The 26,401-nt window shown below is 43.0% G+C and carries 22 protein-coding genes; 4 read left to right on the top strand and 18 right to left on the bottom strand.

All coding sequences use genetic code 11. From position 1 onward, the window contains the following. Nucleotides 1-72: 72 nt before the first annotated feature. Genes hemG through pepQ form a run of 4 tightly spaced genes read right to left on the bottom strand, consistent with a single transcriptional unit; the run spans nucleotide 73 to nucleotide 4,106 of the window. Nucleotides 73-621, bottom strand: coding sequence for a menaquinone-dependent protoporphyrinogen IX dehydrogenase (gene hemG, locus PSI14_RS14605; protein ID WP_273576568.1), 549 nt, complete (start codon nucleotides 619-621; stop codon nucleotides 73-75). 50 nt (nucleotides 622-671) lie between these two features. Beyond that, on the bottom strand, nucleotides 672-2,123 hold the full coding sequence (gene trkH, locus PSI14_RS14600; protein WP_273576567.1) for a Trk system potassium transporter TrkH: 1,452 nt from the start codon (nucleotides 2,121-2,123) through the stop codon (nucleotides 672-674). A 37-nt stretch (nucleotides 2,124-2,160) separates the two neighbouring features. After that, complete coding sequence (locus PSI14_RS14595; protein ID WP_273576566.1) at nucleotides 2,161-2,772, bottom strand: IMPACT family protein; 612 nt, start codon at nucleotides 2,770-2,772, stop codon at nucleotides 2,161-2,163. After that, nucleotides 2,772-4,106 carry a Xaa-Pro dipeptidase gene (gene pepQ, locus PSI14_RS14590; RefSeq protein ID WP_273576565.1) on the bottom strand — a complete coding sequence of 445 codons (1,335 nt, stop codon included), beginning with the start codon at nucleotides 4,104-4,106 and terminating at the stop codon, nucleotides 2,772-2,774. The genes PSI14_RS14595 and pepQ overlap by 1 nt, the downstream gene beginning before the upstream one ends. Before the next feature lie 273 nt (nucleotides 4,107-4,379). Here pepQ and fadB point away from each other — a divergent pair, with 273 nt between their 5' ends. Further along, nucleotides 4,380-6,566 carry a fatty acid oxidation complex subunit alpha FadB gene (fadB, locus tag PSI14_RS14585; protein WP_273576564.1) on the top strand — a complete coding sequence of 729 codons (2,187 nt, stop codon included), beginning with the start codon at nucleotides 4,380-4,382 and terminating at the stop codon, nucleotides 6,564-6,566. Nucleotides 6,567-6,577: 11 nt separating this feature from the next. After that, nucleotides 6,578-7,741, top strand: coding sequence for an acetyl-CoA C-acyltransferase FadA (gene fadA, locus PSI14_RS14580; protein ID WP_273576563.1), 1,164 nt, complete (start codon nucleotides 6,578-6,580; stop codon nucleotides 7,739-7,741). Nucleotides 7,742-7,903: 162 nt separating this feature from the next. Here fadA and fre read toward each other — a convergent pair whose 3' ends face one another. Continuing rightward, nucleotides 7,904-8,605, bottom strand: coding sequence for an NAD(P)H-flavin reductase (gene fre, locus PSI14_RS14575; RefSeq protein WP_273576562.1), 702 nt, complete (start codon nucleotides 8,603-8,605; stop codon nucleotides 7,904-7,906). 10 nt (nucleotides 8,606-8,615) lie between these two features. Next, the gene (ubiD, locus tag PSI14_RS14570; protein WP_273576571.1) at nucleotides 8,616-10,088 is read right to left on the bottom strand and encodes a 4-hydroxy-3-polyprenylbenzoate decarboxylase; all 1,473 of its coding nucleotides are present in this window, start codon (nucleotides 10,086-10,088) and stop codon (nucleotides 8,616-8,618) included. Nucleotides 10,089-10,417: 329 nt separating this feature from the next. On the opposite strand from ubiD, the gene rfaH reads away from it, so the two are divergent. Beyond that, the gene (gene rfaH / locus PSI14_RS14565; RefSeq protein WP_273576561.1) at nucleotides 10,418-10,906 is read left to right on the top strand and encodes a transcription/translation regulatory transformer protein RfaH; all 489 of its coding nucleotides are present in this window, start codon (nucleotides 10,418-10,420) and stop codon (nucleotides 10,904-10,906) included. Between the two features lie 169 nt (nucleotides 10,907-11,075). On the opposite strand, the gene hemB is transcribed toward rfaH, so the two are convergent. The 12 genes from hemB to PSI14_RS14505 all read right to left on the bottom strand — a co-directional run bounded on the left by hemB (nucleotide 11,076) and on the right by PSI14_RS14505 (nucleotide 22,504). Further along, nucleotides 11,076-12,092, bottom strand: coding sequence for a porphobilinogen synthase (gene hemB / locus PSI14_RS14560; RefSeq protein WP_273576560.1), 1,017 nt, complete (start codon nucleotides 12,090-12,092; stop codon nucleotides 11,076-11,078). Between the two features lie 120 nt (nucleotides 12,093-12,212). Further along, nucleotides 12,213-12,947 (bottom strand): Sec-independent protein translocase subunit TatC, encoded by a 735-nt coding sequence (gene tatC / locus PSI14_RS14555; RefSeq protein WP_273576559.1) that lies wholly within the window; start codon nucleotides 12,945-12,947, stop codon nucleotides 12,213-12,215. A gap of 3 nt (nucleotides 12,948-12,950) precedes the next feature. Continuing rightward, on the bottom strand, nucleotides 12,951-13,442 hold the full coding sequence (tatB, locus tag PSI14_RS14550; protein WP_273576558.1) for a Sec-independent protein translocase protein TatB: 492 nt from the start codon (nucleotides 13,440-13,442) through the stop codon (nucleotides 12,951-12,953). A gap of 3 nt (nucleotides 13,443-13,445) precedes the next feature. Continuing rightward, on the bottom strand, nucleotides 13,446-13,712 hold the full coding sequence (gene tatA / locus PSI14_RS14545) for a Sec-independent protein translocase subunit TatA (RefSeq protein ID WP_092519887.1): 267 nt from the start codon (nucleotides 13,710-13,712) through the stop codon (nucleotides 13,446-13,448). Nucleotides 13,713-13,844: 132 nt separating this feature from the next. Then, the gene (ubiB, locus tag PSI14_RS14540; protein WP_273576557.1) at nucleotides 13,845-15,482 is read right to left on the bottom strand and encodes a ubiquinone biosynthesis regulatory protein kinase UbiB; all 1,638 of its coding nucleotides are present in this window, start codon (nucleotides 15,480-15,482) and stop codon (nucleotides 13,845-13,847) included. After that, nucleotides 15,469-16,137: a ubiquinone biosynthesis protein UbiJ gene (ubiJ, locus tag PSI14_RS14535; RefSeq protein ID WP_273576556.1), complete on the bottom strand. Its 669-nt coding sequence runs from the start codon at nucleotides 16,135-16,137 to the stop codon at nucleotides 15,469-15,471. Before ubiJ ends, ubiB begins: the two co-directional genes overlap by 14 nt. Nucleotide 16,138: 1 nt before the next feature. Continuing rightward, complete coding sequence (gene ubiE / locus PSI14_RS14530; protein ID WP_273554719.1) at nucleotides 16,139-16,894, bottom strand: bifunctional demethylmenaquinone methyltransferase/2-methoxy-6-polyprenyl-1,4-benzoquinol methylase UbiE; 756 nt, start codon at nucleotides 16,892-16,894, stop codon at nucleotides 16,139-16,141. A 74-nt stretch (nucleotides 16,895-16,968) separates the two neighbouring features. Next, the gene (rmuC, locus tag PSI14_RS14525; protein WP_273576555.1) at nucleotides 16,969-18,324 is read right to left on the bottom strand and encodes a DNA recombination protein RmuC; all 1,356 of its coding nucleotides are present in this window, start codon (nucleotides 18,322-18,324) and stop codon (nucleotides 16,969-16,971) included. 193 nt (nucleotides 18,325-18,517) lie between these two features. Continuing rightward, nucleotides 18,518-19,048, bottom strand: a complete 531-nt coding sequence (locus PSI14_RS14520; protein ID WP_273576554.1) for a DedA family protein — start codon at nucleotides 19,046-19,048, stop codon at nucleotides 18,518-18,520. A 76-nt stretch (nucleotides 19,049-19,124) separates the two neighbouring features. Further along, a complete protein-coding gene (locus PSI14_RS14515; RefSeq protein WP_273576553.1) occupies nucleotides 19,125-19,907 on the bottom strand; it encodes a tyrosine-protein phosphatase in 783 nt (260 codons plus the stop codon). Between the two features lie 144 nt (nucleotides 19,908-20,051). Continuing rightward, entirely contained in the window at nucleotides 20,052-20,807 is a 756-nt protein-coding gene (udp, locus tag PSI14_RS14510; protein WP_273576552.1) for a uridine phosphorylase, read from the bottom strand. A gap of 311 nt (nucleotides 20,808-21,118) precedes the next feature. Continuing rightward, on the bottom strand, nucleotides 21,119-22,504 hold the full coding sequence (locus tag PSI14_RS14505) for a GntP family permease (protein WP_273576570.1): 1,386 nt from the start codon (nucleotides 22,502-22,504) through the stop codon (nucleotides 21,119-21,121). Between the two features lie 250 nt (nucleotides 22,505-22,754). On the opposite strand from PSI14_RS14505, the gene PSI14_RS14500 reads away from it, so the two are divergent. Continuing rightward, on the top strand, nucleotides 22,755-26,078 hold the full coding sequence (locus PSI14_RS14500) for an autotransporter outer membrane beta-barrel domain-containing protein (protein ID WP_273576551.1): 3,324 nt from the start codon (nucleotides 22,755-22,757) through the stop codon (nucleotides 26,076-26,078). The last annotated feature ends 323 nt before the right edge of the window (nucleotides 26,079-26,401 follow it).

The following is a 26,401-nucleotide window of genomic DNA, read 5'->3' as shown; positions in this document are numbered from 1 at the left end:
CAATAGTTTTTTTTGATTTTTTTTCTGTTCGTGTTTTTTTTCCTCAAAATGATGTAACTATCAGCAAAAAGGCTATTTTTGAGGCTCTTTATCACACGATATTTGCAAAAACGCCTCAGAAAAACAATCTACCTGTTCCCAATCAGTATATTCGATCTCTTTTGTTGTATCAGTTTCTCCTCCAGTCATTCGCATAATGAATTGAATCATAATGCGATCTAACCAGCGATAGCGCGGATAAAGCAGAGCGCCTGCAAAGACTTCACACAAATCAGGTTGCCATGGACTTTTGATTAGGAACTTACGTATATAAGCATTCGTTTCTGGTGTTCTTTTTTCTGGCTTTCTCGCCGTTAAATTGACACCAAAGAAAGCTGTTGGCATTTGGTTCAACTGTTGTTGATGGCGAATGACAAAGTTATGCAATGCAGAATTGAAGCGCCCATAACGTATCGATGCACCTACCATTACTTTTTGGTAAGGCATCAAATTGACCTGTTTCACTGTAGAAAGGTCTCTTAAATCACACTCGATACCAGCACGACGGAGATTCTTTGCGATACGGGTAATAATTTTTTTAGTTTGTCCATCCTGAGTAGAATAGAGCAACAAATAACTCATAGGTACGTCCTTATTAAACAGCGATTCACATATACAAATTCAACAGATCATTATTCGCGCCAAAAAGTTGGTGTAAATAGGACTAATAATGTGAACACTTCCAAACGTCCAAATAACATAGTAACAACCAATATCCATTTGGCTGCCGGAGTCACTTTCGTAAAGTCATCAGCAACCGTTCCCAATCCTGGTCCCAAATTATTCAATGTTGCAGCAATGGCAGCAAAAGCAGAATGATCGTCAAGACCCGTTGCGATCAGTAACAACATACTAATAATGAAGACAAGTGCGTAAGCTGAAAAAAATCCCCATACTGCTTCAATAATTCGTTCCGGTAATGCCCGCTGCCCTAATTTGATGGTATACACCGCATTCGGATGCACTAATCGTTTTAATTCACGAGAACCTTGCAGGAACAATAATAAGATACGGATAACTTTGAGCCCGCCCCCCGTTGAACCAGCACACCCCCCTATAAATGCAGAGCATAACAACAGAAAAGGCAAGAATAGGGGCCATTCTTGAAATTTTGTGGTTGTAAATCCAGCAGTTGTCGCCATAGAGACAACCTGAAAAAAAGCATGGTTCAATGCATCCAATCCTGATGTATAAATGGAACATTGCCATAATATCAGCATACAGATTGCTAATAATGCTAACTGAATTGTAATGAACATCCGAAATTCTGGATCACGCCAATACACTTTCAAGCTTCTTCCAGAAAGGACGGCGAAATGCAGGCCAAAATTACAGCCTGAAATCAATAAGAAAATGGCAATGATAGTATTGATGGTCGGACTATTGAAAAAGCCGATACTGGTATCATGAGTGGAAAACCCACCAATAGCGATAGTAGAAAAACTATGAGAAATTGCATCGAATACCGACATCCCCGCAGCCCACAGTGCTATCGCACAGGCTATAGTTAACAAGACATAAATTAGCCAAAGCGTTTTTGCTGTTTCTGCGATACGAGGACGCATTTTATTATCTTTCAATGGTCCCGGCATTTCTGCCCGATAAAGCTGCATTCCCCCAACACCAAGCAGAGGTAAGATTGCCACAGCCAGAACAATGATTCCCATTCCTCCCAACCATTGCAACATTTGTCGGTAAAACAAAATGGCCTTAGGAAGAGAATCAAGACCAGTAAGCGTCGTCGCTCCTGTTGTCGTTAAACCAGAAAATGATTCAAAAAAGGCATCTGTGACTGAGAGATTGGGTTCTTCAGAGAAAATAAACGGCAATGCTCCCACACTCCCCAATACAGTCCAAAATAGGACGACAATCAAAAAACCCTCTTTCGGTTTAAGAACATATTTTTGATCGCGATTGGGCACCCACAATATTAGGCCAATGATGAGGGCAAAGATGAATGTCTGACTAAATGCTCTACCTGCACCATCTCGATAAATTAATGCCACCAACCCCGGAATAATCATCGTGACAGAGAAAAGAATGACAAGTAGTCCAACAATACGGGTTATGGCACGAAAATGCATTCGGCTGGTTCCTTAGAAATCCGGTATGACGAAATCATCATGATTTTGGTGTTAAAAACAAAGCCCCACGGCTTAAGTTCCGTAATTTATCACCTATTTCCTCTGCAAGGGTAGCTGGCAATGAAACTTGCAATGTGACATTTTCAGCATAATCACTGGCGATCACTTGCCCGGAGAATTGATGTAGCAATTGTTCTACCATTGAAATATGTGAATATTCACACTGTAGCTGATACAGTTTCTGCGGTACTTTAAATTCGGTTTGCAGCAGTTTCAGAGCTTGCTGCACACCATTGCCATAGGCTTTTACCAACCCTCCTGTACCAAGTTTTATGCCACCAAAATAGCGAACAGATACAGCGGTAATTTCTCCTAGCCCACTTCCTATTAACTGAGCAATCATGGGCTTACCGGCTGTTCCGGTAGGTTCACCATCATCAGAAAACCCCAATTGTTGGGAGTCGTCCGGTGCACCAGCCACAAATGCCCAACAATGATGGCGAGCATCAGGATATTGTTCTTTAATGCCTTGGATAAATAACTTAGCTTCATTCACCCCGCTGGTGTGCTCCAGCAGGGTAATGAAACGGCTCTTTTTTATTTCTTCAGTAAAGCTGACTGAAGCCGCAGGAATTAAATAAGGCTTCATTACGATAAGTGTAGATCTCTGGTCATGTTTTCAATTTTTCCATCGTGGATAACGATGTTATCTTCAATGCGAATACCACCATAAGGTTTCAACATATCGATTTTTTCCCAATCAAAATGTTGACGATATTCGCTTTCACGCCACTGCGCTAATAAGGTTTCAATGAAATAGATACCGGGTTCAATGGTCAAAACCATTCTTGGCTCCAAAATACGGGTACAGCGCAGATAAGGATGCATTTCCGGGGCAGCCAGATGGGTTCCACTATCATCTTGCATAAATCCAGCAACATCATGCACCTGCAAACCCAGAGGATGACCGAGTCCATGTGGGAAAAATGGGGTTGTCAATCCTTTCTCAACCATGCCCTCTTCACTGACTCCATTAATAATGTCATGTTTTTTCAGGATCTTGGCTATACGTCGATGCATATTAATATGGTAGTCGGTATATCTGGTTCCCGTTTTAATTGTGCCGATTATCGCCTGCTGCTCTTCATTCAGATCCTTTATCAGTGAAGCGAAATCGTTATTAGATTTTGCTGAATAGGTTCTAGTGATATCTGCTACATAGCCATTATATTCTGCTCCAGCATCAATCAAAAAGCTGCGAATTTCAGAAGGGATTTTCTGTTGTAATTTGTTGTAATGCAGAACAGCAGTATTTGCATTCAAGGCAACAATATTATTATAAGGAACATCGGTATCGCGGTGTCCCGTTGCCATCAAATAAAACATATTGATTTCGAATTCACTCACACCAGACAAAAATGCATCATAGGCTGCCTGATGACCATTAACGGCCGTTTTCTGAGCCTCACGCATGCAAGTCAATTCGTAATCTGTTTTATATGAACGATGGTAACTCAAATAATCCAAGACAGCTTTCGGGTTGATATTGTGCTCAAGAATTCCCAAAGATTTGGCACGTTCAGTTTGTTCACCAATATAAGCTGCATTCTGTTTTGATAATCCATTCAGTTTTGCACTGATATCTTCAGCTTTTGCCAAATGAATCATTTCTATTTCGTCAGTCCAGTAACTATTGGGCAGTGGTTCTACGCTATGCCAGTAATCTACCGGCGAATAAAACCAGAGTTTAGGTTTATTGATACCATCAATCCATAACCAACAATTTGGCACTTTAGTCACAGGGACCCAAGCCTTAAAGTGTGCGTTTACCTTGAATGGATAATAGCTGTCATCAAGAAAAATCCGTAATGATTCACCTGAATGAATAAGCAGGGCGTCAAGCTGAGTTCGTGCCAAGATTTCGCGGGCACGTTTTTGTAAGGTTTTAATATGTTCTTGGTACAGAGATGCCAACTTTTCCATTTTAATTAGCCTTTTGATTTTCTGGCGGGAATTAAATATTACCACAACTCGTTATTATGAGAGCTATCACGTGAAAATTCCCATTATCTAAAACTAAGCAACTATATTTATATTTTTCAAAACACTAACAAAATATATGGCTATCTGTCATAAATCTTAGCTGTGATCCGCTCTACAAAAAATTAATCATTGATTTGCATTAAATTAACACAGTAATCACAATCAACCTCATCTGGTCATACCAGATGGTATGTACTCATTGAGGAGAATGACATGCTCTACCTAAGTGAAACTATTCAAGTAAAATGGCTGAAAGATGGCATTGCAGAATTAATCTTCAATGCACCAGCTGCAATTAATAAATTAGATACCACAACAGTTACTTCGCTGGATAAAGCTGTTGCCGCCCTTGAGCAAGAGCCTGAACTAAAAGGGTTGCTATTACGCTCTGAAAAACAAGCCTTTATTGTCGGCGCAGACATCACAGAATTTTTATCATTATTCAATGCACCAGCAGAAAAGCTACATGAACTGCTGAATCTCGCCAACAATATCTTTAATCGTATAGAAGATCTCCCTGTGCCGACTATCTCCGCGATCAATGGCTACGCTCTTGGCGGTGGATGTGAATTGGTACTTTCAACGGATTTTCGTGTTGCATCCCCAGATCTTCGCATCGGGTTGCCAGAAACTAAACTGGGCATTATGCCGGGATTCGGTGGTTCTGTTCGTCTGCCTCGCTTGATTGGTACAGATAACGCCCTCGAAATCATTTCCGCAGGAAAAGATATTAACGCAGAGGAAGCACTGAAAAATGGTTTAATCGATGCCGTAGTTTCTGCCGAAAAACTGGTTGATTCTGCCGTTTCAGTTCTGGAACAAGCTATTCGTGGAGATTTGGATTGGAAGGCAGCCCGTCAGCCTAAACTGATGCCACTGAACCTCAATGAGATTGAACGTACTATGAGTTTCACCGTAGCAAAAGGTATGGTAATGAAGGTTGCTGGTCCTCATTATCCAGCACCAATTACTGCGGTAAAAACCATTGAAAAAGCCGCTACACTGGGTCGCGATGAAGCCTTAAAGCTGGAATCTGCCAGTTTTGTATCATTAGCACACACTTCCGTTGCCCGTGCTTTAGTCGGCATATTCCTGAATGACCAATATGTCAAAGGGTTAGCGAAAAAACATCTTCAAACCGTCACAACACCTGAACATGCAGCAGTACTGGGTGCAGGGATCATGGGCGGAGGCATTGCCTATCAATCAGCGCGCAAGGGTGTTCCGGTTTTGATGAAAGACATCAATCAAAAAGCGCTGGATTTAGGTATCAATGAAGCGGCTAAATTGCTGCATAAACAATTTGAGCGTGGACGCTTAGATGCCATGAAGATGGCCAAAATTCTGGCATCCATTCAACCTACTCTTAATTATGCGGGTATTGAGCAGTCTCAGATCGTTATCGAAGCGGTCGTTGAAAATCCTAAAATTAAAGCGGCAGTTTTGGCAGAAACAGAATCACACATCAGCGATGACTGTATTCTGGCTTCCAATACCTCCACTATCCCAATCACCGAATTAGCAAAATCGCTAAAACGCCCAGAAAACTTCTGTGGTATGCATTTCTTCAACCCGGTACATCGTATGCCGTTGGTTGAAATCATCCGCGGGGAAAAAACCTCAGACAAGGCCATTTCAAGCGTTGTCGCGTATGCCAGTAAAATGGGTAAAACACCAATCGTTGTCAACGATTGTCCTGGTTTCTTTGTAAACCGTGTATTGTTCCCGTATCTGGCTGGTTTTGGCATGTTGCTGCGTGATGGTGGTGATTTCCGTCAAATCGATAAAATCATGGAAAAAGAATTTGGCTGGCCAATGGGTCCTGCTTATCTCCTTGATGTTGTCGGCATTGATACTGCCCACCACGCACAAACTGTCATGGCTCAGGGTTTCCCAGACCGTATGAGTCGCAATTACCGGGATGCCATTGATGTATTATTCGAAAATCAGCGTTATGGTCAGAAAAATGGCGTTGGTTTCTATAAATATACCCAAGATAAAAAAGGCAAACCGAAAAAAGAGCAGGATGAAACTACCGATCAGTTACTGGCAAGCATCTGTAAACCGAAACATACTTTCTCTGGCGAAGAAATCATTGCTCGAACCATGATCCCAATGATTAACGAAGTTGTTCGCTGCTTAGAAGAAGGTGTCATTGCCAGCCCGGCAGAAGCAGATATGGCACTGGTGTATGGCTTGGGCTTCCCTCCATTCCATGGTGGTGTTTTCCGTTACCTGGATACCATGGGAACCGCAGCCTACGTGAAGATGGCAGAAAGTTATGCTCACTTGGGAGCACTCTATCACGTACCCGCTGGCCTGAAAGCAAAATCCGAAAGCAATGAAAGTTACTACCCTGCACCAGCAGAACTTGCTGTTAATCCAGGTGAAAAAGCGTGAGGTCTGAAAACATGGAAAACGTAGTTATTATTGATGGTATCCGTACCCCAATGGGGCGCTCAAAAGGTGGTGTATTCCGTCAGGTCCGTGCCGAAGATCTCTCCGCACATCTGATGAAATCAATACTCAAGCGCAATCCTTCTGTTAAGCCTGAAGATATTGATGATATCTCTTGGGGATGTGTGCAACAAACGCTTGAACAAGGGTTCAATATTGCACGGAACTCTGCTTTGCTGGCGGGTATTCCCCATTCCGTTCCCGCTGTGACTGTTAACCGCCTTTGTGGTTCTTCAATGCAATCATTGCACGACGGCACCCGCATGATCATGACTGGCGATGCCAGTATTGTTATGGTCGGCGGTGTTGAGCATATGGGGCATGTGCCCATGACACACGGTGTCGATTTTCATTCCAAATTAAGCCGTAATATGGCGAAAGCAGCAGGTGTTATGGGGCTGACGGCAGAAATGCTGGCCAAAATGCACAATATTAGCCGCGAAATGCAAGATGAATTTGCCTTGCGTTCTCATCAACGCGCAGCACAAGCGACCGAGTCAAAAGCTTTCGCCAGCGAAATTGTTCCTATTTATGGACATGATGCTGATGGGAATCTAAAACTCGTCAATTTTGATGAAGTGATCCGCCCAGACACCAATCTAAAAGATTTGGCTACACTGCGTCCTGCTTTTGATCCTGTCACCGGAAGCGTTACTGCGGGGAACTCCTCAGCGCTTTCTGATGGCGCCTCTGCAATGCTGATCATGAGCGAAAGCAAAGCTAGAGAATTAGGATTAAAACCTCGCGCTCGTATCCGCTCAATGGCGGTTGTCGGTTGTGACCCTTCCATCATGGGTTATGGCCCTGTGCCTGCAACACAAATGGCCTTGAAAAAAGCCGGATTAAGTCTTGCAGACATTGGCGTAATGGAATTGAACGAAGCATTCGCCGCGCAATCCTTAGCTTGCATGAAAGGGCTGAATCTGTTGGATAGTATGGATGACAGAATCAACCTGAACGGTGGTGCAATTGCTCTTGGTCATCCATTGGGGTGCTCTGGTACTCGTATTACAACCACCCTGCTTAACTTGATGGAACGTAAAGATGCCCAGTTTGGGTTATCAACCATGTGTATCGGGTTAGGCCAAGGCATTGCCACAATTATTGAAAGAGTATAGCGATTAAAACTTAGCTATAGAGTAACTGTTAATTAAAATTTAATAGTTTTTTCCCTTGTCTGTCTTGTCTATTGCACCACTCTAATAAGTTGTTGCCGTAGTTTCCCGCCTGTCAGGGGCGGGTTTTTTTATTTTTATCGTTTTATTTTATCGGCAAACAGATCAAATAAACTCAAATGCATCGCCATACATGTGATCGATAGATGCATCACGTTCACTACAGAACCGTTCACGAGCAATTTTAGCCATCTCAAAGCGACCAGCAATATAGATATCATGATTTGCTAAACTGCCGAAATCCTCCAAAACCGCACTCAGAACGGTGCCTGTTCTCCCGCACCAGTGTTCATCAACCTGTTCAACTACAGGAACCACGGTTAAATTAGGATAACTCTCACTCAATGATTGCAACTCCCCCAAATCATAAAGGTGTTGTAACTCTCGTCCCCCCCAATAGATAGAAATTTCTCGATTGGGATTTTTTTCCAACGCAGCTAATAAGATAGAACGTGTATATGAGAAGCCTGTTCCACCGGCAATCAATAATATAGGATTTTCACTGTCTTCACGAAACCATGCCTGACCATGTGGTATATCAATATCAATGATTTTCTGATCCAAAATTCTATCCATTACTGCCATCGCATAGAGATTTAGCTCAGAAGCGCCAATATGCAACTCAATTATCTGTTTTTCTGATGGTGGTGATGCCATGGAGAAAGGGCGTTTATCCCTTTCATCCATAACCACCATCAAATATTGTCCTGCACGGAAAGAAAAAGGCGAATCAGGTAATAAACGAACCCGATAAACTGTATCTGTAATGGAGTCAACCGATGTTACTTTACAGCTTAATGTTGTCATGCGTTCCCTCTTATCGCTTCAAAATATCTAATTGATCCCAAATTTCATCGACACGGGTCCGAATCTCATCGCTCATCACTATCGGACGCCCCCATTCCCTTTGTGTCTCTCCTGGCCATTTATTCGTTGCATCTAACCCCATTTTTGAGCCTAGCCCTGAAACAGGAGATGCAAAATCGAGATAGTCAATTGGTGTATTTTCCATTAAGACAGTATCTCTCTGCGGGTCCATTCGCGTTGTTATCGCCCAAATGACATCATTCCAATCTCGCGCATTGATATCATCATCACAAACGATAACAAATTTTGTGTACATAAATTGCCTCAGATATGACCAAACTCCCATCATCACTCGCTTGGCATGGCCTGCATATTGTTTTTTCATTGTAACGACAGCGAGTCGATAAGAGCAGCCCTCTGGCGGCAGGTAAAAATCTACAATTTCAGGAAACTGTTTTTGCAATATTGGCACCAAAACTTCATTCAACGCAACTCCCAGTACCGCAGGCTCATCCGGCGGGCGCCCTGTGTAAGTGGAATGATAGATGGCATCGCTACGCTGAGTAATATGGGTCACTGTAAATACTGGGAACATATCTACTTCGTTGTAATAGCCGGTATGATCACCATATGGCCCTTCCGGTGCCATTTCACCAGGTTCAATGTAGCCTTCAAGGATAATTTCAGCACTGGCAGGCACTTCCAGATCATTGGATATACATTTAACGACTTCCGTTTTATGTCCACGCAATAATCCAGCAAACGCATATTCTGACAAAGTATCAGGAATTGGGGTAACCGCTCCCAATATCGTGGCAGGATCGGCCCCTAATGCAACGGACACAGGAAAACGTTCGCCCGGATGTGCCTGACACCATTCCTGAAAATCAAGTGCACCACCACGATGTGATAACCAGCGCATAATCAGCTTATTTTTACCCAATACCTGTTGACGGTAAATACCCAGGTTCTGGCGCTCTTTATTAGGTCCCTTAGTTACTGTTAATCCCCATGTGATCAATGGAGCGGCATCTTCTGGCCAACAATGCATAACTGGAATACGAGTGAGATCCACCTCATCGCCTGCCCAAATCTGTTCCTGACACGGTGCAGAACTAAGGCGCTTGGTTGGCATGTTCAAAACCTGTTTAAATTTAGGCAGCTTATCTACCAAATCACGAAAACCTTTTGGTGGTTCAGGTTCTTTAAGGAAGGCCAATAACTTACCAACGTCATGCAATGCCTTAACATCATTCTGCCCCATTCCCATGGCAACACGCTGAGGTGTCCCAAACAAGTTGCACAACACGGGCATCGAATATCCCTTAGGATTTTCAAATAATAAGGCTGGACCACCGGCACGAAGAGTACGATCTGCGATTTCAGTCATTTCCAGGTATGGGTCAACTTCCATACTAATTCGTTTTAATTCACCCGATTGTTCCAACAAGGAAAGAAAGTCTCTTAGATCGCGATATTTCATATTGTTCATTTGTGCCGATTTTTCAGGAGGGAGAGCCATTATAAGCCCTCCCATGAGGGTTACAAGGTAAACTCATATCTTGCCAAAAAGCAATGGACTTAGCGAAATCTTGTGGATCAGATTTCTCTGTGAAAATCAGATAATCATATCATTCATGATGAGTGCTGATCTTTCCACCATAACGCAACACATTGCATTATCATTGAAGATAAGCGCTGTAGACTATCGAAAAATACAGTTTACACTTTAGATAACTTCTATCTTTATTGATGACCCTTTAGTACTAGTTTTGTTATGCTAGGCATTCTATGCAATGGAGTCGAAATATTATGGAGAAATGGCGTCTTCTTTACTGTAAGCGGGGACAAATCTTTCGAGCAATAGAGCACTTAGAAAGACAAGGCGTTATTTGTCTGACACCGATAGCCAAAATTGAAAAAATCATTCGGGGTAAACGAACCACCGTTACTGAACCACTGTTTCCTAATTATCTGTTTGTTTACTTTGATGAAGAGGTTATTCATACCACTACAATTAACTCAACACGTGGTGTAAATCATTTCGTTCGGTTCAATAATACACCTGCCACCATTCCACAAACATTAATTGATGAGTTAATGTCTATCACAGAGCAGGAATATATTGCACCTGAGACCCCAATTACTGGTGATATCGTCTTGATCACTGAGGGAATTTTCGAAGGCATCCAAGCAATTTATAACGAACCAGATGGGGAAACACGATCCATCCTTTTGCTGAAAATCCTCAATAAAGAAGTCCCTAAGGCCTTGGATAATAAGCACTTTACCAAAATTTAATCAGAAAACGGGCAAAATTGCCCGTTTTTATTATTTATATTGTATTTATCATTTATATTGTATTTATTATCAGCATTGTATTTATCATCTGTATGCTGCTGTACTCTTTCATCATCCAACTCTTTGATATTGGCTGACTTTACTCTCTTTAATAATAAATTGAGTAAACTTAGTATTTTTGCTCATGCAGCCACTGTGCTACACGCTTGGCAAAATAAGTCAGTACACCATCAGCACCTGCTCGTTTAAAACACAATAGTGATTCCATAATCGCTGGCTGTTCTTTCAACCAACCATTTTGAATGGCTGCCATATGCATGGCATATTCACCAGAAACCTGATAAGCAAATGTCGGCACGCCAAAAGTATCTTTCACCTGACGAATCACATCCAAATATGGCATACCAGGTTTAACCATGACGCTATCAGCACCTTCCTGCAAATCTTGTGCAATTTCCTGCAACGCTTCATCACTGTTTGCAGGATCCATTTGATAGGTCATTTTATTACCACCTTTCAGGTTGCCGCTGGAGCCAATGGCATCTCTAAATGGCCCATAGTAACAAGAGGCGTATTTGGCAGAATAAGCCATAATTTGGGTATTGACATAATTATCCATTTCAAGCTGCTCGCGAATAGCACCGACACGACCATCCATCATATCGCTTGGTGCGACAATCTCAGCCCCGGCTTCAGCATGGGACAATGCCTGCTTAACCAGAATATCTTTGGTAATGTCATTGATAACATAACCATCCTGATCAATAACACCATCCTGTCCATGGGTAGTAAATGGATCAAGTGCTACGTCCGTCAAAAGACCCAACTCAGGAACAGCATCTTTCAAAGCGCGAACAGAACGCTGAATCAAACCGTCTGGATTATAAGCTTCTTTCGCATCCAATGATTTCTTGTCGGCTTCAATAACCGGAAACAGAGATAAAACAGGAATACCCAGTCGGGCAATCTCTTCCGCTTCTTTCAGCAAAAGATCGATTGTCAGACGATACACTCCTGGCATTGAAGATACTTCCTGACGCTGATTCGTTCCTTCCATAACAAATATAGGGTAAATCAGGTCATTAACGGTAAGTTGATTTTCAGCAACTAAGCGGCGGGAAAAATCATGACGGCGCACACGGCGCATACGACGACCGGGAAATGCCCCCGGAAATACATAGCTCATACTGTTCTCCTAATGTAAAACCCAGCGACAAGACGCTGGGTTAATAGCCATCGCTAACTAATTCAGATTATTTTTTAAAATTACTATCAGTATTACTATCTAATTCATCTTCCGGATTGGCTATTTACGTCTGCCTAATTTGCCAACGTAAAACTGCGAAAGCAAAATCCCCAGTTCAAATAACAAATACATGGGAACAGCCAGCAAAGTTTGTGAGAAAACATCAGGGGGTGTTAACAGCATACCAACCACGAACGCCCCGACTAAAATATAAGGACGTTTTCTTTTCAGCGATTCCGGCGTCACTATCCCACTCCAACACAGCAGAATAATGGCAATTGGTATTTCGAATGAAACGCCAAAAGCCATAAATAGCGCCATCACAAAGCTTAAGTAATTGCTGATATCCGTCGAGATTACAACCCCTGCGGGTACAGTATTGATAAAGAAACCAAACGCAATGGGAAAGACAACGAAATATGCAAATGCCATTCCCAGATAAAACAATACACTACTGGAAAACAGTAGGGGCATAACCAAACGCCGTTCGTGCTTATACAATGCTGGTGCAATAAATGCCCACACTTGATAGAGGATCATGGGTACCGAAACAAAGATAGACACCATGATGGTCAGTTTGATCGGTGTAAAAAAAGGTGATGCAACATCTGTCGCAATCATATTTGCGCCTTTAGGTAATTGTTCCATTAAAGGCGCAGCAATAAGCCGATAAATGTCATTGGAAAAATAAACCAATGCCAAAAACACTATCAGCACAGTAACTAAGCTATTTAAAATCCGCTTACGCAGTTCAATCAGATGACTGATAAAGGGTTGAGTATCATCCACAGACATGTTTCAGTGTTCGCCATTTGCTTGTTCAGGTTTTTTTTGCTGCTCTGGTTTTTCGCTCGATTTCGCTAAAATTACGGGTTTTGAAATTAACGGTTCTGAACTTAACCGGTCTGAATCCGAGTGCTTTTCAACCAATTGAGGCATAGAAGAATGAAAATGAGTTTCATCTTCTTCCAATTCCCTCATTTCATCCGGTTTTAATTGGTACTTATTTTTCAATGATTCAGCCGCTGCCTTTAGCTCTTCCATTGATGCCTTCAATTCTGGAGACAGTGATTGCAAATCGGCTTTTTCTTCCATTTTTTTCAGAGTGTCCTGAAGTTCTTGCAACTTCAATTCCTGAGTCAGCTCATTCTGCACATTAGCTGCCAGAGAGCGCAATACCCGAATCCACCCAGCCACTGTTTTGACCGCAATAGGCAAACGTTCTGGCCCCAGAACAATCAAGCCAATGATCATCACCAACAGCAGTTCACTAAAGCCAATGTCAAACACGGTTTATACCTGCTCTTTATCTTTACTTTTACTCTCTGATTTTTCAGATTGTGCAGCCGTAGACTTTTCAGTGAGGTTTTTCGTTTCGAAATCAGCATCCTGGCTCATTTTTCCCGGCTGCTCTGGCTTTTCATCCTCACTCATTGCTTTTTTGAAGCCTTTTATGGATGCTCCCAAGTCTGAACCCAAAGTACGAAGCTTATTAGTACCAAACAACAGTACGACAATGACAGCAATTATGAGTAATTGCCAAATACTTATACCACCCATACTGACCTACCTCTATTCATCAGAATATTACTAGTGATTTAATTATAAACTACGAACTTTGTATTCGGAAAATAACGCGATCATACCCAGAGTCGTAGCAGAATTATCTACAGTTACGGTTAATACCCATCATCATTGACGCTTATTTAAGTGACTCCAACCCAATCCCCATGATGCAACGCCAGCCCCTATCATCCCCCATGCCAGATGCTTCTGATCTATGACGAAAAATAAACTACCACAGATAAAGAGAGTTGCACCAATCCCCAATAGGTAAAGAGATTTACGTTGCCTGAGTTGTTGGCCTCTGAATTGTTGCGATATTTGATCAATGCTGGTCTGCAAACGTCGGTGCTGTTGGAGCGTGCCATACACCAGCTCTGGAAGCTCTGGTAGCTTTTCCGCCCAATAAGGTGCCTTTTCTTTAAAGGCACGCACAATAGCAGGAAGCCCAACCTGATCATGTAACCAATCTTCCAGAAAAGGTTTGGCTGTTTTCCACAAATCAAGCTGAGGATAAAGTTGACGCCCCAAGCCTTCCACATACAACAGCGTTTTTTGCAGCAGAACCAATTGAGGCTGAACTGTCATATTAAAACGACGGGCGGTATTGAAAAGGTTCAGTAGAACATGCCCAAATGAGATCTCAGCCAGTGGTTTTTCAAAAATCGGCTCACAAACGGTACGAATGGCAAATTCGAAATCTTCCACATTGGTATCTGCCGGCACCCAGCCAGAATCAACATGCAATTCAGCTACCCGACGGTAATCACGGTTAAAGAAAGCAATAAAGTTTTCGGCCAGATAGCGTTTATCCTCTTTATTCAAAGAACCAACAATCCCGTAATCAATGCCGATATAAGTAGGATCTTCCGGTTTTTCATAACTAACAAAAATATTACCGGGATGCATATCTGCATGGAAAAAACTATCGCGAAATACTTGGGTGAAGAATACCTGAACCCCACGCTCAGCCAACAGCTTCATATTGGTGTTCTGCGCTTCCAGAGTAGCAATATCTGACACCGGAATGCCATAAATGCGCTCCATAACCAAGACATTCTCCCGACAATAATCAGGGTACACTTCGGGTACGTAGAGTATTGAGCTATCTTCAAAATTACGGCGTAGTTGGATTGCGTTTGCTGCTTCACGTAATAAATTCAGTTCATCAAGCAGCGTTTTCTCATATTCACGCACAACTTCACGCGGACGAAGACGGCGACCATCTGGTAAAAAAGGAACCAGATTCGCCAAACGGTACATCAACCGGACATCAGCTTTAATAACGGGCAGAATATCTGGACGAATGACTTTCAGGACAATTTCTTTACCATTCTCTTTCAGCCGGGCAGTATGTACCTGAGCGATGGAAGCAGAAGCCAGTGGTTGTGGATCAAATCCCTCAAACCACGTTTCCAAAGAACCCTCTAATGCAGTTTCAATCGATTTTCGTGCTATTGCACCATCAAAGGAAACAACCCGATCTTGTAACATCGAAAGTTGATCTGCGATCGCAGTAGGGAACAAATCACGGCGCGTGGAGAGCATCTGACCCAGTTTGATCCACACAGGACCAAGTTCTTGTAATGCCAAACGTAAACGTTCACCAAGGGGTTTACCCTTATGCCTGTTAGGTATCCAAAACAGTAAATGACGCCCAAAACGCAACGGCCATGTCAAACGAATATTGGGGATGAGTTCATCCAGCCCGTAGGAAAGAAAGACTCGGATGATAAAGTAAAGTCGCTTAATTTCACTGGGTCTCATGTTTTCCCTCCAGTGCCGCCAACCGTTTTTCGAGCTGGTCTATTTTATTGGCAACGGCATTAACTTCCTCATTAAAATAGGCCACTTCCAATGCACTGGGAGCCATTTTCCACTCTTCTGTCAATGATTCAGCGAAGTACGTTTTCTTCCTTGCAATGGTATTGCTGGCAAGTTCAAAACTTTTCTTCATCATCCGGCTGATACCTTCTGCGGCAATATCACCGACATAAGGGGAAAGATAATGAGCAGGGTCCCACTCTGACATGTCCAGCAAAGCTGACCATTGTTGAATAACCTGCATATCCCCTTCAATGACAATTTCACCGCTGTTAATCAAAGCTGAAAGACACTGACGATCCCGTAGCTTGAGTAACGCGGGTATCGTTGCTTTCATTGAGCAATCCGCTGGTTCTGACCATTGGCTTAAAACATCCACTTGCCTTTCACTGAATATCAGCACAAATGGTGTTTCGATTTCTTTCAGTTCAATAGACAGTATTTTTCCTGCCAGTCTCAAACGGGCTGGTTTTAATACCGTTTCACGGTATAACAAATGATTCAGGGTTGTTTCCAGAAAAGCCGTCAATATCGTAAACAGCACCTTATCATTTGACACCGCAGAACTCACGCTATGGCTTAATGAGGGTGTTTCCATTTCAGAATTTGAACCCTTTGTGCAGTGCAACGATTCCACCGGTCATGTTGGAGTAAGAAACTTGGTCAAAACCCGCTTCTTCCATCATGCCTTTTAAGGTTTCTTGATCAGGGTGCATACGGATGGACTCTGTCAGATAACGGTAACTTTCCGCATCCTTCACAATCATCTGACCGATTCGAGGTAGAACATGGAATGAATAGGCATCATAAACCTTACTTAACGGTGCCAATACAGGTTTGGAAAACTCCAGCACCAACAGGCGACCTCCCGGCTTAAGTACCCGGCACATGGAACGCAGGGCTTTTTCTTTATCCGTGACATTACGCAAGCCAAAGGAAATGGTAATACAATCAAAGTGGTTATCCGGGAAAGGTAATTCTTCAGCGTTGGCTTGAACATAACTGACATTGCCTACGATACCGATATCCCGTAATTTTTCACGTCCGACTTTCAACATCGAATCGTTGATATCAGCCAGAACAACTTGACCTTTTTCCCCCACAATTCGGGAAAACTTCGCGGTTAGATCACCTGTTCCACCTGCAAGATCAAGCACTTTATGACCACGGCGGACACCACTTGCCTCAATGGTAAAACGTTTCCAGATACGATGAATGCCAAATGACATCAAATCATTCATTAAGTCATATTTCGAGGCCACAGAGTGGAACACCTCTGCCACCATCTCTTTTTTCTCTTCTTTGGCTACGGTGCGGAAACCAAAATCAGTGGTTTCTTTTGATTGATCTGCCATGTTATTTGTCCGCTTTTTATTCAAAAAAATGATAGCAAGTGTACCAGCCTTTCCAATAAAACCCTATCCAGACTTCACTCATTCACCTGCAACGATTGGAAAGATTTATCGATAAACTGTGAATCAATAGGACGCTTCACATCCACGCCTAAATCACGAAACCCCTCTGCCTGACTGATCAAATTCCCTCTTCCCTCAACAAGCTTTTTCATTGCAAAATGGTAACTTGCCTGAGCTTTGTTGAGACTTTGCCCCAACCCTTGCATATCATCCACAAACAACCGCATTTTGTCATACATCCTGGCCGCTTTATCAGCGATCAGACGTGCATTTTGGCTTTGATATTCATAACGCCACAAATTATTGATTGTACGAACAGCAACCAGCAAAGTAGATGGACTAACCAGCATAATATTATGCTTCAATGCTTCATCAAGTAACTCTGGAGCCTGATTGAGTGCAACCAGATAAGCAGGCTCCACTGGAATAAACATCAAAACATAATCCAGTGATCGCAACCCGGGTAATTGTTGATAATCTTTTCGGCTCAGGCCGCGAATGTGCCCTTTGATGGAGTGGATATGTTCCTGCAATGCTTGTGCCTGCTGCTCTTCGCTATCACTGTTGAAATAACGTTCATAAGCGACCAACGACATTTTTGCATCAATAATCACATCTTTTCCCTGTGGCAGATGCACAATGACATCAGGTTGAAAACGTTCACTATTCTCGGTCTTAATGTTGACCTGTGTATCGAACTCATACCCCTCACGCAAACCGGAAGCTTCCAAAACTCTGGTCAATACCATCTCTCCCCAATTTCCCTGTATCTTATTGTCTCCTTTCAGGGCCTTGGTAAGATTGATCGCCTCTTTTGCCATCTGTGCATTGAGTTGCTGAAGATTACGAATTTCATGAGTCAGAGTATGGCGTTCACGAGCTTCCTGCCCAAAGCTGTCTTGTACCTGACGGCGGAACCCTTCAAGTTGTTCGCGAAATGGTATCAGAAGGTTATTGAGATTTTGGCGATTATATTCGTCGGTACGGTGTCGATTCTGTTCAAAAATACGATTGGCGAGATTTTCAAACTGGATACTCAATCGCTGTTCACTATTGATCAGTAAACGCTGTTTTTCTTCCGCTGCCAGCCTGCTTTCTTCAAGCCGAGTACTCAATTCCCGCAGCTCAGCCTCCTGCACACTATTAATTTCGCGTTGAGCCAATAACTCTTGATTTAATTGAGCGCATTCAGTGCGCCAATGGTGGGATTGTTCCAGCTTTTCATGGCTGACAGCCAATTGGCGGTATAATTCACGCAATTCCTGCTCTTTTTGCTGGATTCGCTGATGAACAGAAAGCCAGACGAAGATCCCTCCGCCCAGCAATCCACTTAATCCACCAATCAGCATATATAACCACTGGATATCCACCTATACACCCTCACTAACACCATTGTCGCTAAATTTAGGTCAACTTTTGGGGCTTACCAGCCTCAATGTAAGTTAAATAGATGCTGTATAGATGTCCAGAGTATTCAATAGCTTTCTTTCAGTTTGCAAAGCGGCTCGCAATTACGCCATTCACTTATTCCATCCATTTTCACTAATTCCAGCCACTTCTCACTTATCCCATCCATTCGGCCAGCCAACGCAGACCAAACGCTCCCGGTGCTAAAATACCGAATGCCCAAATTAATGCAGAAGCAAAATTAGCGAGCTGAAAATGACGTTGTGGCATGGCACAGATTCCCGCCACCAGTGGTACAACAGCCCTCAATGGGCCAAAAAAACGTCCAATGAAAACGCCCCATACTCCCCATCGTCCGAAAAATCGATGGCCGCGAACTAAAGTTTGAGGATGGCGAGAAAGTGGCCACATCTTGCCGACATTCTCTTTGTAATGGAAACCAAACCAGTAAGAAACCCAGTCTCCAAAGAAAGCTCCGGCAGCTGCGGCTACCCATATTGGCCAGAAAGTTAACCCACTTTCACCAATCAATGCCCCTAACCCTAACAAAATAATCGTTGCCGGCAACAGTAGGGAAATAAACGCCAACGATTCACCAAATGCAAGTAGGAAAACAATTGGAATTGCCCAAATTTCATGGGCTTTTACAAAGTTTGTGACCAGTTCGATAATTTCATGCAAGCTCACATTAGTCTTTCCTGTGTTATCAGTAACATGTCATAGGTTAGCACTGCACAACCAACTCAATGCTAAGCTATTATTTTTATTCAAGAAAATAGGATTGTAGTTTTTCACGCGCCGCAATATTGAGTCCGATATCTTTTTCCAGCCAAATATCTACGCTGCCATAATGTTGATTAATACTATTAAGGGCAGTCAGTAAAAATTCTTCCCGCACTGAATAAACATAAGAAAATTTTTCAACAACACTTTCACTCATGACTTTTGCGTGTTCACTCAATAAATAGTCTCGATATGGTGCCAGCGTAATATTGGTCAGCAAATAATCTTCCATTACCGTATCCAGATCAGCACCCAATGCGAGTAAAACTAGTGCGGAGCCAACTCCCGTCCTATCTTTACCCACCGCGCAGTGTTGTACAATTCCACCTTTCTCTGGTTGCAACAACAATGCCGCTAATGTTTTATAAGCTGGATTATTAATGGGCAGCAATTCGTAAAGACGTGACATAAATACTTTTGCATCAAATTGCTCCAATATCTCCTTATCTAGCTTATCCAGATTAGCATTCACTTCTTTGGAAAGAGGATTAGCCGGAGCATGGTGGTAATGCGCCCCATGCCATACTTGATCCGGTTTATCCATAATTTCACTGCTATCACGATAATCGATGATCTGAAAAAGATTCTGATCCACTAAAAAAGCCTGATCGTTTTTTGTCAGTCTGTCCAGTGAACCGGAACGAAAAAGCAGTCCTGACTTGATCTTGGCACCATTATTCAGTGTCTTATTACCTAAATCACGGAAATTAATGCCACCATTCAGAGGAAGTAGTGAAGGGTGAGATAGAAATGTTGTGGTCATAGTCACTCTTATTGAGATTAAAAGATACCTTTCATCTTTCAAGTTATGTGCAAAATGTTATGACATTATCAGATTTTGAAATGAAGGGAAGTGAAGATCGCACAAACGATAGGGCCAGAATCCTCCGACCCTCGATAAAAGGCATTACAGCAGGCGGCGAGCAGCCTCAACAACAATTCCTAATACATTGCTTTCAGTTTTCTTCAGCAGCTCAATATCTGGGGTTTCCTGTTGGGTACGATTAACGATAACCCCAGCCACCATGCCAGCACGCAGCCCCTGACTTGCACACATAGTCAGCAATGTTGCTGATTCCATCTCGAAGTTCATTACGCCCATTTCTTGCCATTCTTTCATGGAACCTTGGAAACGGCGCACAACACGGCCGGAATAAGTGTCGTAACGCTCTTGTCCCGGATAGAAAGTATCAGAAGATGCTGTAACACCAACATGAGTCGCAGAACCTGATGCTTTTGCTGCCACACACAGTGCATTTGTACACTCAAAATCAGCAACCGCAGGGAATTCCATTGGAGCAAAGTGCAAACTGGCACCGTCCAAACGAACCGCAGCGGTCGTTACTAATACATCTCCTACATTGATATGTGGCTGAATCGCCCCCGTTGTTCCGATGCGCAAGAAAGTACGTACTCCTAATTGCGCCAACTCTTCTACGGCAATTGACGTTGAGGGGCCACCAATTCCTGTAGAGCAGACAATAACAGCCTTTCCGTCGATTTCTGCACGCCATGTTGTAAATTCACGGTGGGAAGCCAGATGTACTGGGTTATCCATCAGTCGCGCAATTTTCTCAACACGGTCAGGATCGCCTGGCACAATTGCCAGAGTCGCGCCTTGCAGGTCGCTTTGGGTGATACCTAAGTGAAATACATCAGACATATCAGACTCCTCAACGGACATGATTCAAAATATGGATATCTAAATTTAATCAATACTCTGACATTTTTTAGTGATCAAAATCACCTTTAATTAATATATAAAAGAAACACATACATATATTTGTGATATAAATCACATTTAAACAAGGAATTAATATGGTGAGCATAAAGCGGAAATGGAAACAATATTCGAAGAACAATCACAAAACCTGAAATACGAAACCTGAAAATAAAAAAGCGCCCTTTACAGAGCGCCATCACTATTTATATTACTAATTACATCACTATTTACATCACAAATTGCATGACAAGCTACATGATAAGGTTGAGAAGCAGCACGCCACACAATCCAATTCCCCAGGCAATTGTGGTAGGAATCGACCAGACGATAATCTGCTGCCGCACATTTTTAATGCCCATCATCCGGCTAACTACCCAGAAAAAACAATCATTGAAGTAACTAAAAAACAGTGTACCCATCATGGCAGCCTGAGCGGCAACCAGCATATTAACATCCGGTATCTGTTTGATAACAGGCGCAGAGATAGAGGCAGCAGTTATCATTGCTACCGTACCAGAACCTTGAATTATGCGTATTAGCGTTGCAATGATAAATGGGATCAAAACAGGTGTTATTGGCAGGCTGGCAATATATTGCGCCAGTATTGTTCCCGTCGAGCCTTCGTTCAGCACGGCTCCTAACGCACCCCCAGCTCCTGACACCAACAAAATAATGCCTACAGTTTTTAACCCTGTTTCCAAATGTTCGATCACTTCATGCTTACTAACGTTTGGCATTAGCGTATAAACCGCCAGTAATACGCTGATTGCCAGCGCAATAATTGGTGACCCAAGGAAATTAAGAATCTGAAAATAGAAATCATTTTCTTTTCCTGCAAATGCATCGGTTTTCAGTAGCATTCCATTAATTACACCGACCAAAATAAGGACAATCGGCACAACGATGGGCAAAAGGGAAAGAAACAGGCTCGGTAGCGATTTTTGCTCTTTTTCTTCCATATAACGCTGATGAACTTGTTGCAAATTTTCTGCATTTTCTTCCGTATCATCAAGCTGATATTCAGGATATTTAGTCTCCAGCCATTTTGCATAGCAGGTAATCCCAATGACACATGGCACGGCCAGTATCATACCAGCCAGCATCATTGAACCTATACTCACTCCGAATATCCCTGCGACCCCAAGTGGCCCGGGTGTCGGAGGGACAATGTGGTGAGTCACCACCAACCCTCCCGCCAGTGATACCCCTAGCGTCAATACATTTCGTTTACCTTTCTTTGCCAGTGCTTTCACCAGAGGATAAAGGATCACAAAAGCTGAATTCACAAATATAGGGATACTGACAATATAGCCGGTAATCGCCAAAGCCCACTCTTCGCGTCTTTTACCCAACCATTTAATCAAACTATAGGCGATTCGTTCAGTTGCCCCTGAAACCTCCAATATTCGCCCCATCATGCATCCCAGCCCAATCACGATACCGATGCTGCCTAATGTTGATCCAAATCCTTTGGAGATCACTTCAACAATGTTGCCCATCGTTAAACCGCCAGATGTACCAGCGATTATTGCAACAATTAGCATGGCAATCAGTACGTGAACACGAGTGCGTAAGACCAGAAAAATCAGCGTAAATACCGCCACTCCCAATCCAATAATTGGAATGTAAAACTCCATCATAAAACCCCATTTCAATCTTGTTCGGGCATACCTGCGAAATACAGTTCCCAATATTCGGATGTTAGCAATTCAGTGCTGAAAGTCACAATTTTGATCATCTCCTGTGCCAGAACTGCTATTCATGAACTCATTTAATTATTTTTATTGTCGAATATTTAATCTGTTTACTATTTATTTATGTAAGGAATGATATTCAATATACGAAGCAAATATCACTGTTCTAAGACTAACTACAAGGATGCCTAACATGAAAAAACTCTCATTGGCCATATCATTGGTATGTATGTTACCCAGTCATCATTTGTATGCAAAATACGACAGCCATTTGGTTTACAACTCGCAGAATACGGCTGTATTTGAAGTTCGTTTCTTTGATGTTGATGATGGGCCTTTTGCGTCCGACCCGCAAAAATCGACATGGAATCTGGATCAACAACATAAAGCAAAAATATTGGCTGGAATACGTTACTGGGCAAATATCATCCAACCCAAGCCAGAAAAATTACCTGCAATCATAAATGTAGGTACGTATGACGAAAATAACGCCGAAGCGGGGAGTGACCTTGTAAAGGATGGCTCAATTAGCCTCACACAGTTGCAGGCAGCGTTGAACGGTAAGGATCCTGGAAAATTAGAATTTGGAGCCCATGGTCAGGTTATAATAGGGAAATTCGGGGAACTAGACCGTGATCATTCAACTTATATACCCTCACAATTACCCCCTACAAATAAGGCAGACTTAGTAAGTACTTCAACTCATGAATTAGCTCATGCATTGGGTATCTTAAGTATGGTATCTGATCGCAATGGTGAAAAAGCCCCCGTTTTTGATTCTAATAGGCCTTTTAACTCCTGGACTAAACACTTACACGACGACAATAGAAATCCAGCAAAACCCGGGCAGGTGATACTGTGCAAAGGATGCAATAATACCAATGATCCGCAAGGATTCGATTTACGACGCGATAAAGGATATTTCACTAGCCAGCACGTAAATGAAGTTCTGGCAGGTGCTATGAGCGGTATACCGATAAAAATACTGGGTGATTATGGCTCAATTGACGATAATTACATGAGCCATATCGAGCTGAAAAACAGCCTGATGAGCCACCAGAACTACCGTAACTACACAGGCTTTATGGAAGCAGAACTGGCCGTGATGCAGGATATGGGTTATCAAATAGATCGGCGTAATTTCTTCGGATTCTCAGTATATGATAATGGACAGACTTTGATTAACCGACATGGCTATTTCCTGCGTAATGCGCAAGGTAATGCATATGTGCCCGGTAAATACAACATGGCTGAGCGAGGCCTCGGTTTGCATGTTTATGGCAGCAATAACCGGATCTTCCAAAAAGCGGATCTGTTAACTCTGGGTGCTGGCGCCGCCGGTATTCGTGTAGACGGGCAAAATAACACTCTGAGCATTGAACCAGAGACACGTATCTATGCCGATGGATACAATGGTCGTGGCGTGATGTTCACATATGGCAAAGGTCACAACCTGATTCAGCGCGGAGATATTCAGGCATTAGGAAATAATGGTGTGGCTATCAGCTTTGACTTTGGTAATAACTCATTGGGAAATAAGGAGGAGTACCGTGGTTCCTATATCCATGTTATCAAAGAGAAGGAAAAGTCCACAAAGTTATTACCGGAGCTGAATGGTGCGCTGGTGGATAATGTCGATATCAGCGGACGTGTTGCCGGTAAAACGGCGGCTATTTATATGTCGAAGAATGCGCTGGTGAGCAACATTAATATATTAAACGGTGCTCAGCTGGAAGGTAACATTGACTCTAAATATGACCAGAAGGATGCGTATGGTCGACAACGTCTGACACAGCTTTCTTTTGGACGTCTGGCTGACTCGCAGGGGCGCGCAACAGATCAGGCAGATCCCCATTTCATGCTGCATTACAAAGGTAACATCAAAGGTATCAACAATCTGGATTTGAATGCTCTCGGTGGGGTGACATCGCTTAACGGCAACCATCAGATTTATAGTATGTATATTGCCCCTAAAGCCACTTTATCCGGGAACAGTGACTACACCCTGAATCAAGAGGGTCGTTTTGTAAATAATGGGATCATCGCTCCTGACAATCCGAATAATCCGTTGGGAAAGATCACCGTGGCAGGAAACTATCAACAACGCAAGAATGGCCAATTGCAGCTTAAGGTAGATGGCCGCGGCGGACATGATACCTTTATTGTCAATGGTCATGCCGAACTCAATGGTCAACTGACGTTTGTACCGCAGCGTGATTGGTACGCCGCAAACTGGCAACTGGATTCAAGCGGCCTGTTAAAAACAAAGTCACGTAGTGGTGAATTCAGCAAAGTGAATAGCCAGCTTCACTCCCCAACACTGAGACTGCAAACAACCCCGCAAAGGAATGGAGCTTGGCAGCTTACTATGCTGCGGGCGCGAAATGCCTACAGCCAGTATGCACAGGACAACAATGCGAATCAGGTGGGAAAAGCATTGGATAGCATAGTGTCAACCGCACAGCCGGATATACAGCAACTGTATCGCGTGCTGGACTTTTCTGCCGCAGACGGCAGTGCTATCAGCAATACATTGGACCAACTTTCCCCCGCAGGCTACAGCGCTATGTTTGCCAACTCCCTTAATCGTGAGCAACAGATAGCCAATATCATCAGCGGGCGTCATACCGTCATAGCACCAATGCAATTAGTCAAAAATGAATGGCAGAGTTTTGCCGTGCCGTTTGTCAGTAACTTAAGCCAGAAGCACCAAGGCAATAGCGTAGGGTATAACGCTTCTAGCTATGGAGTTGTATTTGGTGCTGAAAAACAAAGTGAGAGTTATCGCAACTGGATATTTGGCTTACACGGAGCCATCAGTGGCCAATCTGCCACCATTAAATTACCAGAAAGCGGTACTGGTAAAATGACCGCATTCAATCTAGGTATACAAGCGCGTTACGCCGTCAATCCATTGGCTGGCGCTTATATGTTCGGTAATGGTCGATTTGGCATTGAAGACGGACGAATGGATCGCAACATACATGTGAATGACTACACGGCAAGCAACCATGCCAGCTGGAAAGGATTGAGTGGTTCATTCATGGCAGGCGGTGGCTACCGCTGGGCGTTGAGCGAAAAATTGAGTGCCGGACCAACAGCTTCATTGAATTACACCACCTTATCTCGCCGTGGCATGACGGAAACAGGTAGTGATGGCAGCCGCCTGAAATTGGATTCGAATACTTTCAACTCGCTGCGTTCCAGCATTGGGGTGAACAGCAATTGGAGTTTACCGCTCTCTTCTGGTGCAGTAGTCACAACCGATCTGCAACTAGCTTGGAATCATGAACTGCTTAATACTGATTTGGTGCAAAATGCGAGTTTTGCCAACTACCGAAACGTAGGTTTTAGTAGTAAAAATCAAGTGGCTGGACGTGACTCGCTGGGTTTGAAAGCAGGTATGCGTTATCAAATAAACAAGAACATTGAATTGGGAGCTGGAGTTACCAGTGAGGTATACCGTTCTGGCCACAACTCGGTATCAGGAAATCTGTCAACTACCTGGCGCTTCTAATATACAAGCAGATTATACAAGCAGATTGTAAAATCTCTCTCGTTACATGATGAAAAAAGAAACATTCATGACTCTATCGACCACAGCACAATGCTGTGGTCGATAGGATACTTATGAAGAGGATGATTTTATCCAACACGCCGGTCACATATCCCTGTAAACGTACCTAAATAAGTGCTTTATCGGGTCATACAGATAAAACCTCAACTGATGAGAGAGAGCCACAATGGGCTTTTTTGATCAAATTGCCAATATGCTGAGTCGCGGGAAAAATCAGCAGCTCCAGCATATGATAGATTGGGTTGAGGATCAGAGAGGAATTA

Origin of the sequence: Xenorhabdus anantnagensis (assembly GCF_028598555.1) — a bacterium.
Taxonomy (GTDB): domain Bacteria; phylum Pseudomonadota; class Gammaproteobacteria; order Enterobacterales; family Enterobacteriaceae; genus Xenorhabdus; species Xenorhabdus anantnagensis.
This window is presented reverse-complemented; position numbering and strand designations above follow the sequence as displayed.

What these genes read in the sequence shown, in the direction of transcription:
- pepQ (WP_273576565.1), bottom strand. Translation starts at nt 4,106, where the DNA reads ATGGAAAAGTTGGCATCTCTGTACCAAGAACATATTAAAACCTTACAA.
- PSI14_RS14595 (WP_273576566.1), bottom strand. Translation starts at nt 2,772, where the DNA reads ATGAAGCCTTATTTAATTCCTGCGGCTTCAGTCAGCTTTACTGAAGAA.
- ubiD (WP_273576571.1), bottom strand. Translation starts at nt 10,088, where the DNA reads ATGAAATATCGCGATCTAAGAGACTTTCTTTCCTTGTTGGAACAATCG.
- fre (WP_273576562.1), bottom strand. Translation starts at nt 8,605, where the DNA reads ATGACAACATTAAGCTGTAAAGTAACATCGGTTGACTCCATTACAGAT.
- tatA (WP_092519887.1), bottom strand. Translation starts at nt 13,712, where the DNA reads ATGGGTGGTATAAGTATTTGGCAATTACTCATAATTGCTGTCATTGTC.
- hemG (WP_273576568.1), bottom strand. Translation starts at nt 621, where the DNA reads ATGAGTTATTTGTTGCTCTATTCTACTCAGGATGGACAAACTAAAAAA.
- fadB (WP_273576564.1), top strand. Translation starts at nt 4,380, where the DNA reads ATGCTCTACCTAAGTGAAACTATTCAAGTAAAATGGCTGAAAGATGGC.
- tatC (WP_273576559.1), bottom strand. Translation starts at nt 12,947, where the DNA reads ATGTCTGTGGATGATACTCAACCCTTTATCAGTCATCTGATTGAACTG.
- hemB (WP_273576560.1), bottom strand. Translation starts at nt 12,092, where the DNA reads ATGAGCTATGTATTTCCGGGGGCATTTCCCGGTCGTCGTATGCGCCGT.
- trkH (WP_273576567.1), bottom strand. Translation starts at nt 2,123, where the DNA reads ATGCATTTTCGTGCCATAACCCGTATTGTTGGACTACTTGTCATTCTT.
- PSI14_RS14505 (WP_273576570.1), bottom strand. Translation starts at nt 22,504, where the DNA reads ATGGAGTTTTACATTCCAATTATTGGATTGGGAGTGGCGGTATTTACG.
- ubiJ (WP_273576556.1), bottom strand. Translation starts at nt 16,137, where the DNA reads ATGGAAACACCCTCATTAAGCCATAGCGTGAGTTCTGCGGTGTCAAAT.
- ubiB (WP_273576557.1), bottom strand. Translation starts at nt 15,482, where the DNA reads ATGAGACCCAGTGAAATTAAGCGACTTTACTTTATCATCCGAGTCTTT.
- rfaH (WP_273576561.1), top strand. Translation starts at nt 10,418, where the DNA reads ATGGAGAAATGGCGTCTTCTTTACTGTAAGCGGGGACAAATCTTTCGA.
- fadA (WP_273576563.1), top strand. Translation starts at nt 6,578, where the DNA reads ATGGAAAACGTAGTTATTATTGATGGTATCCGTACCCCAATGGGGCGC.
- ubiE (WP_273554719.1), bottom strand. Translation starts at nt 16,894, where the DNA reads ATGGCAGATCAATCAAAAGAAACCACTGATTTTGGTTTCCGCACCGTA.
- PSI14_RS14500 (WP_273576551.1), top strand. Translation starts at nt 22,755, where the DNA reads ATGAAAAAACTCTCATTGGCCATATCATTGGTATGTATGTTACCCAGT.
- udp (WP_273576552.1), bottom strand. Translation starts at nt 20,807, where the DNA reads ATGTCTGATGTATTTCACTTAGGTATCACCCAAAGCGACCTGCAAGGC.
- PSI14_RS14515 (WP_273576553.1), bottom strand. Translation starts at nt 19,907, where the DNA reads ATGACCACAACATTTCTATCTCACCCTTCACTACTTCCTCTGAATGGT.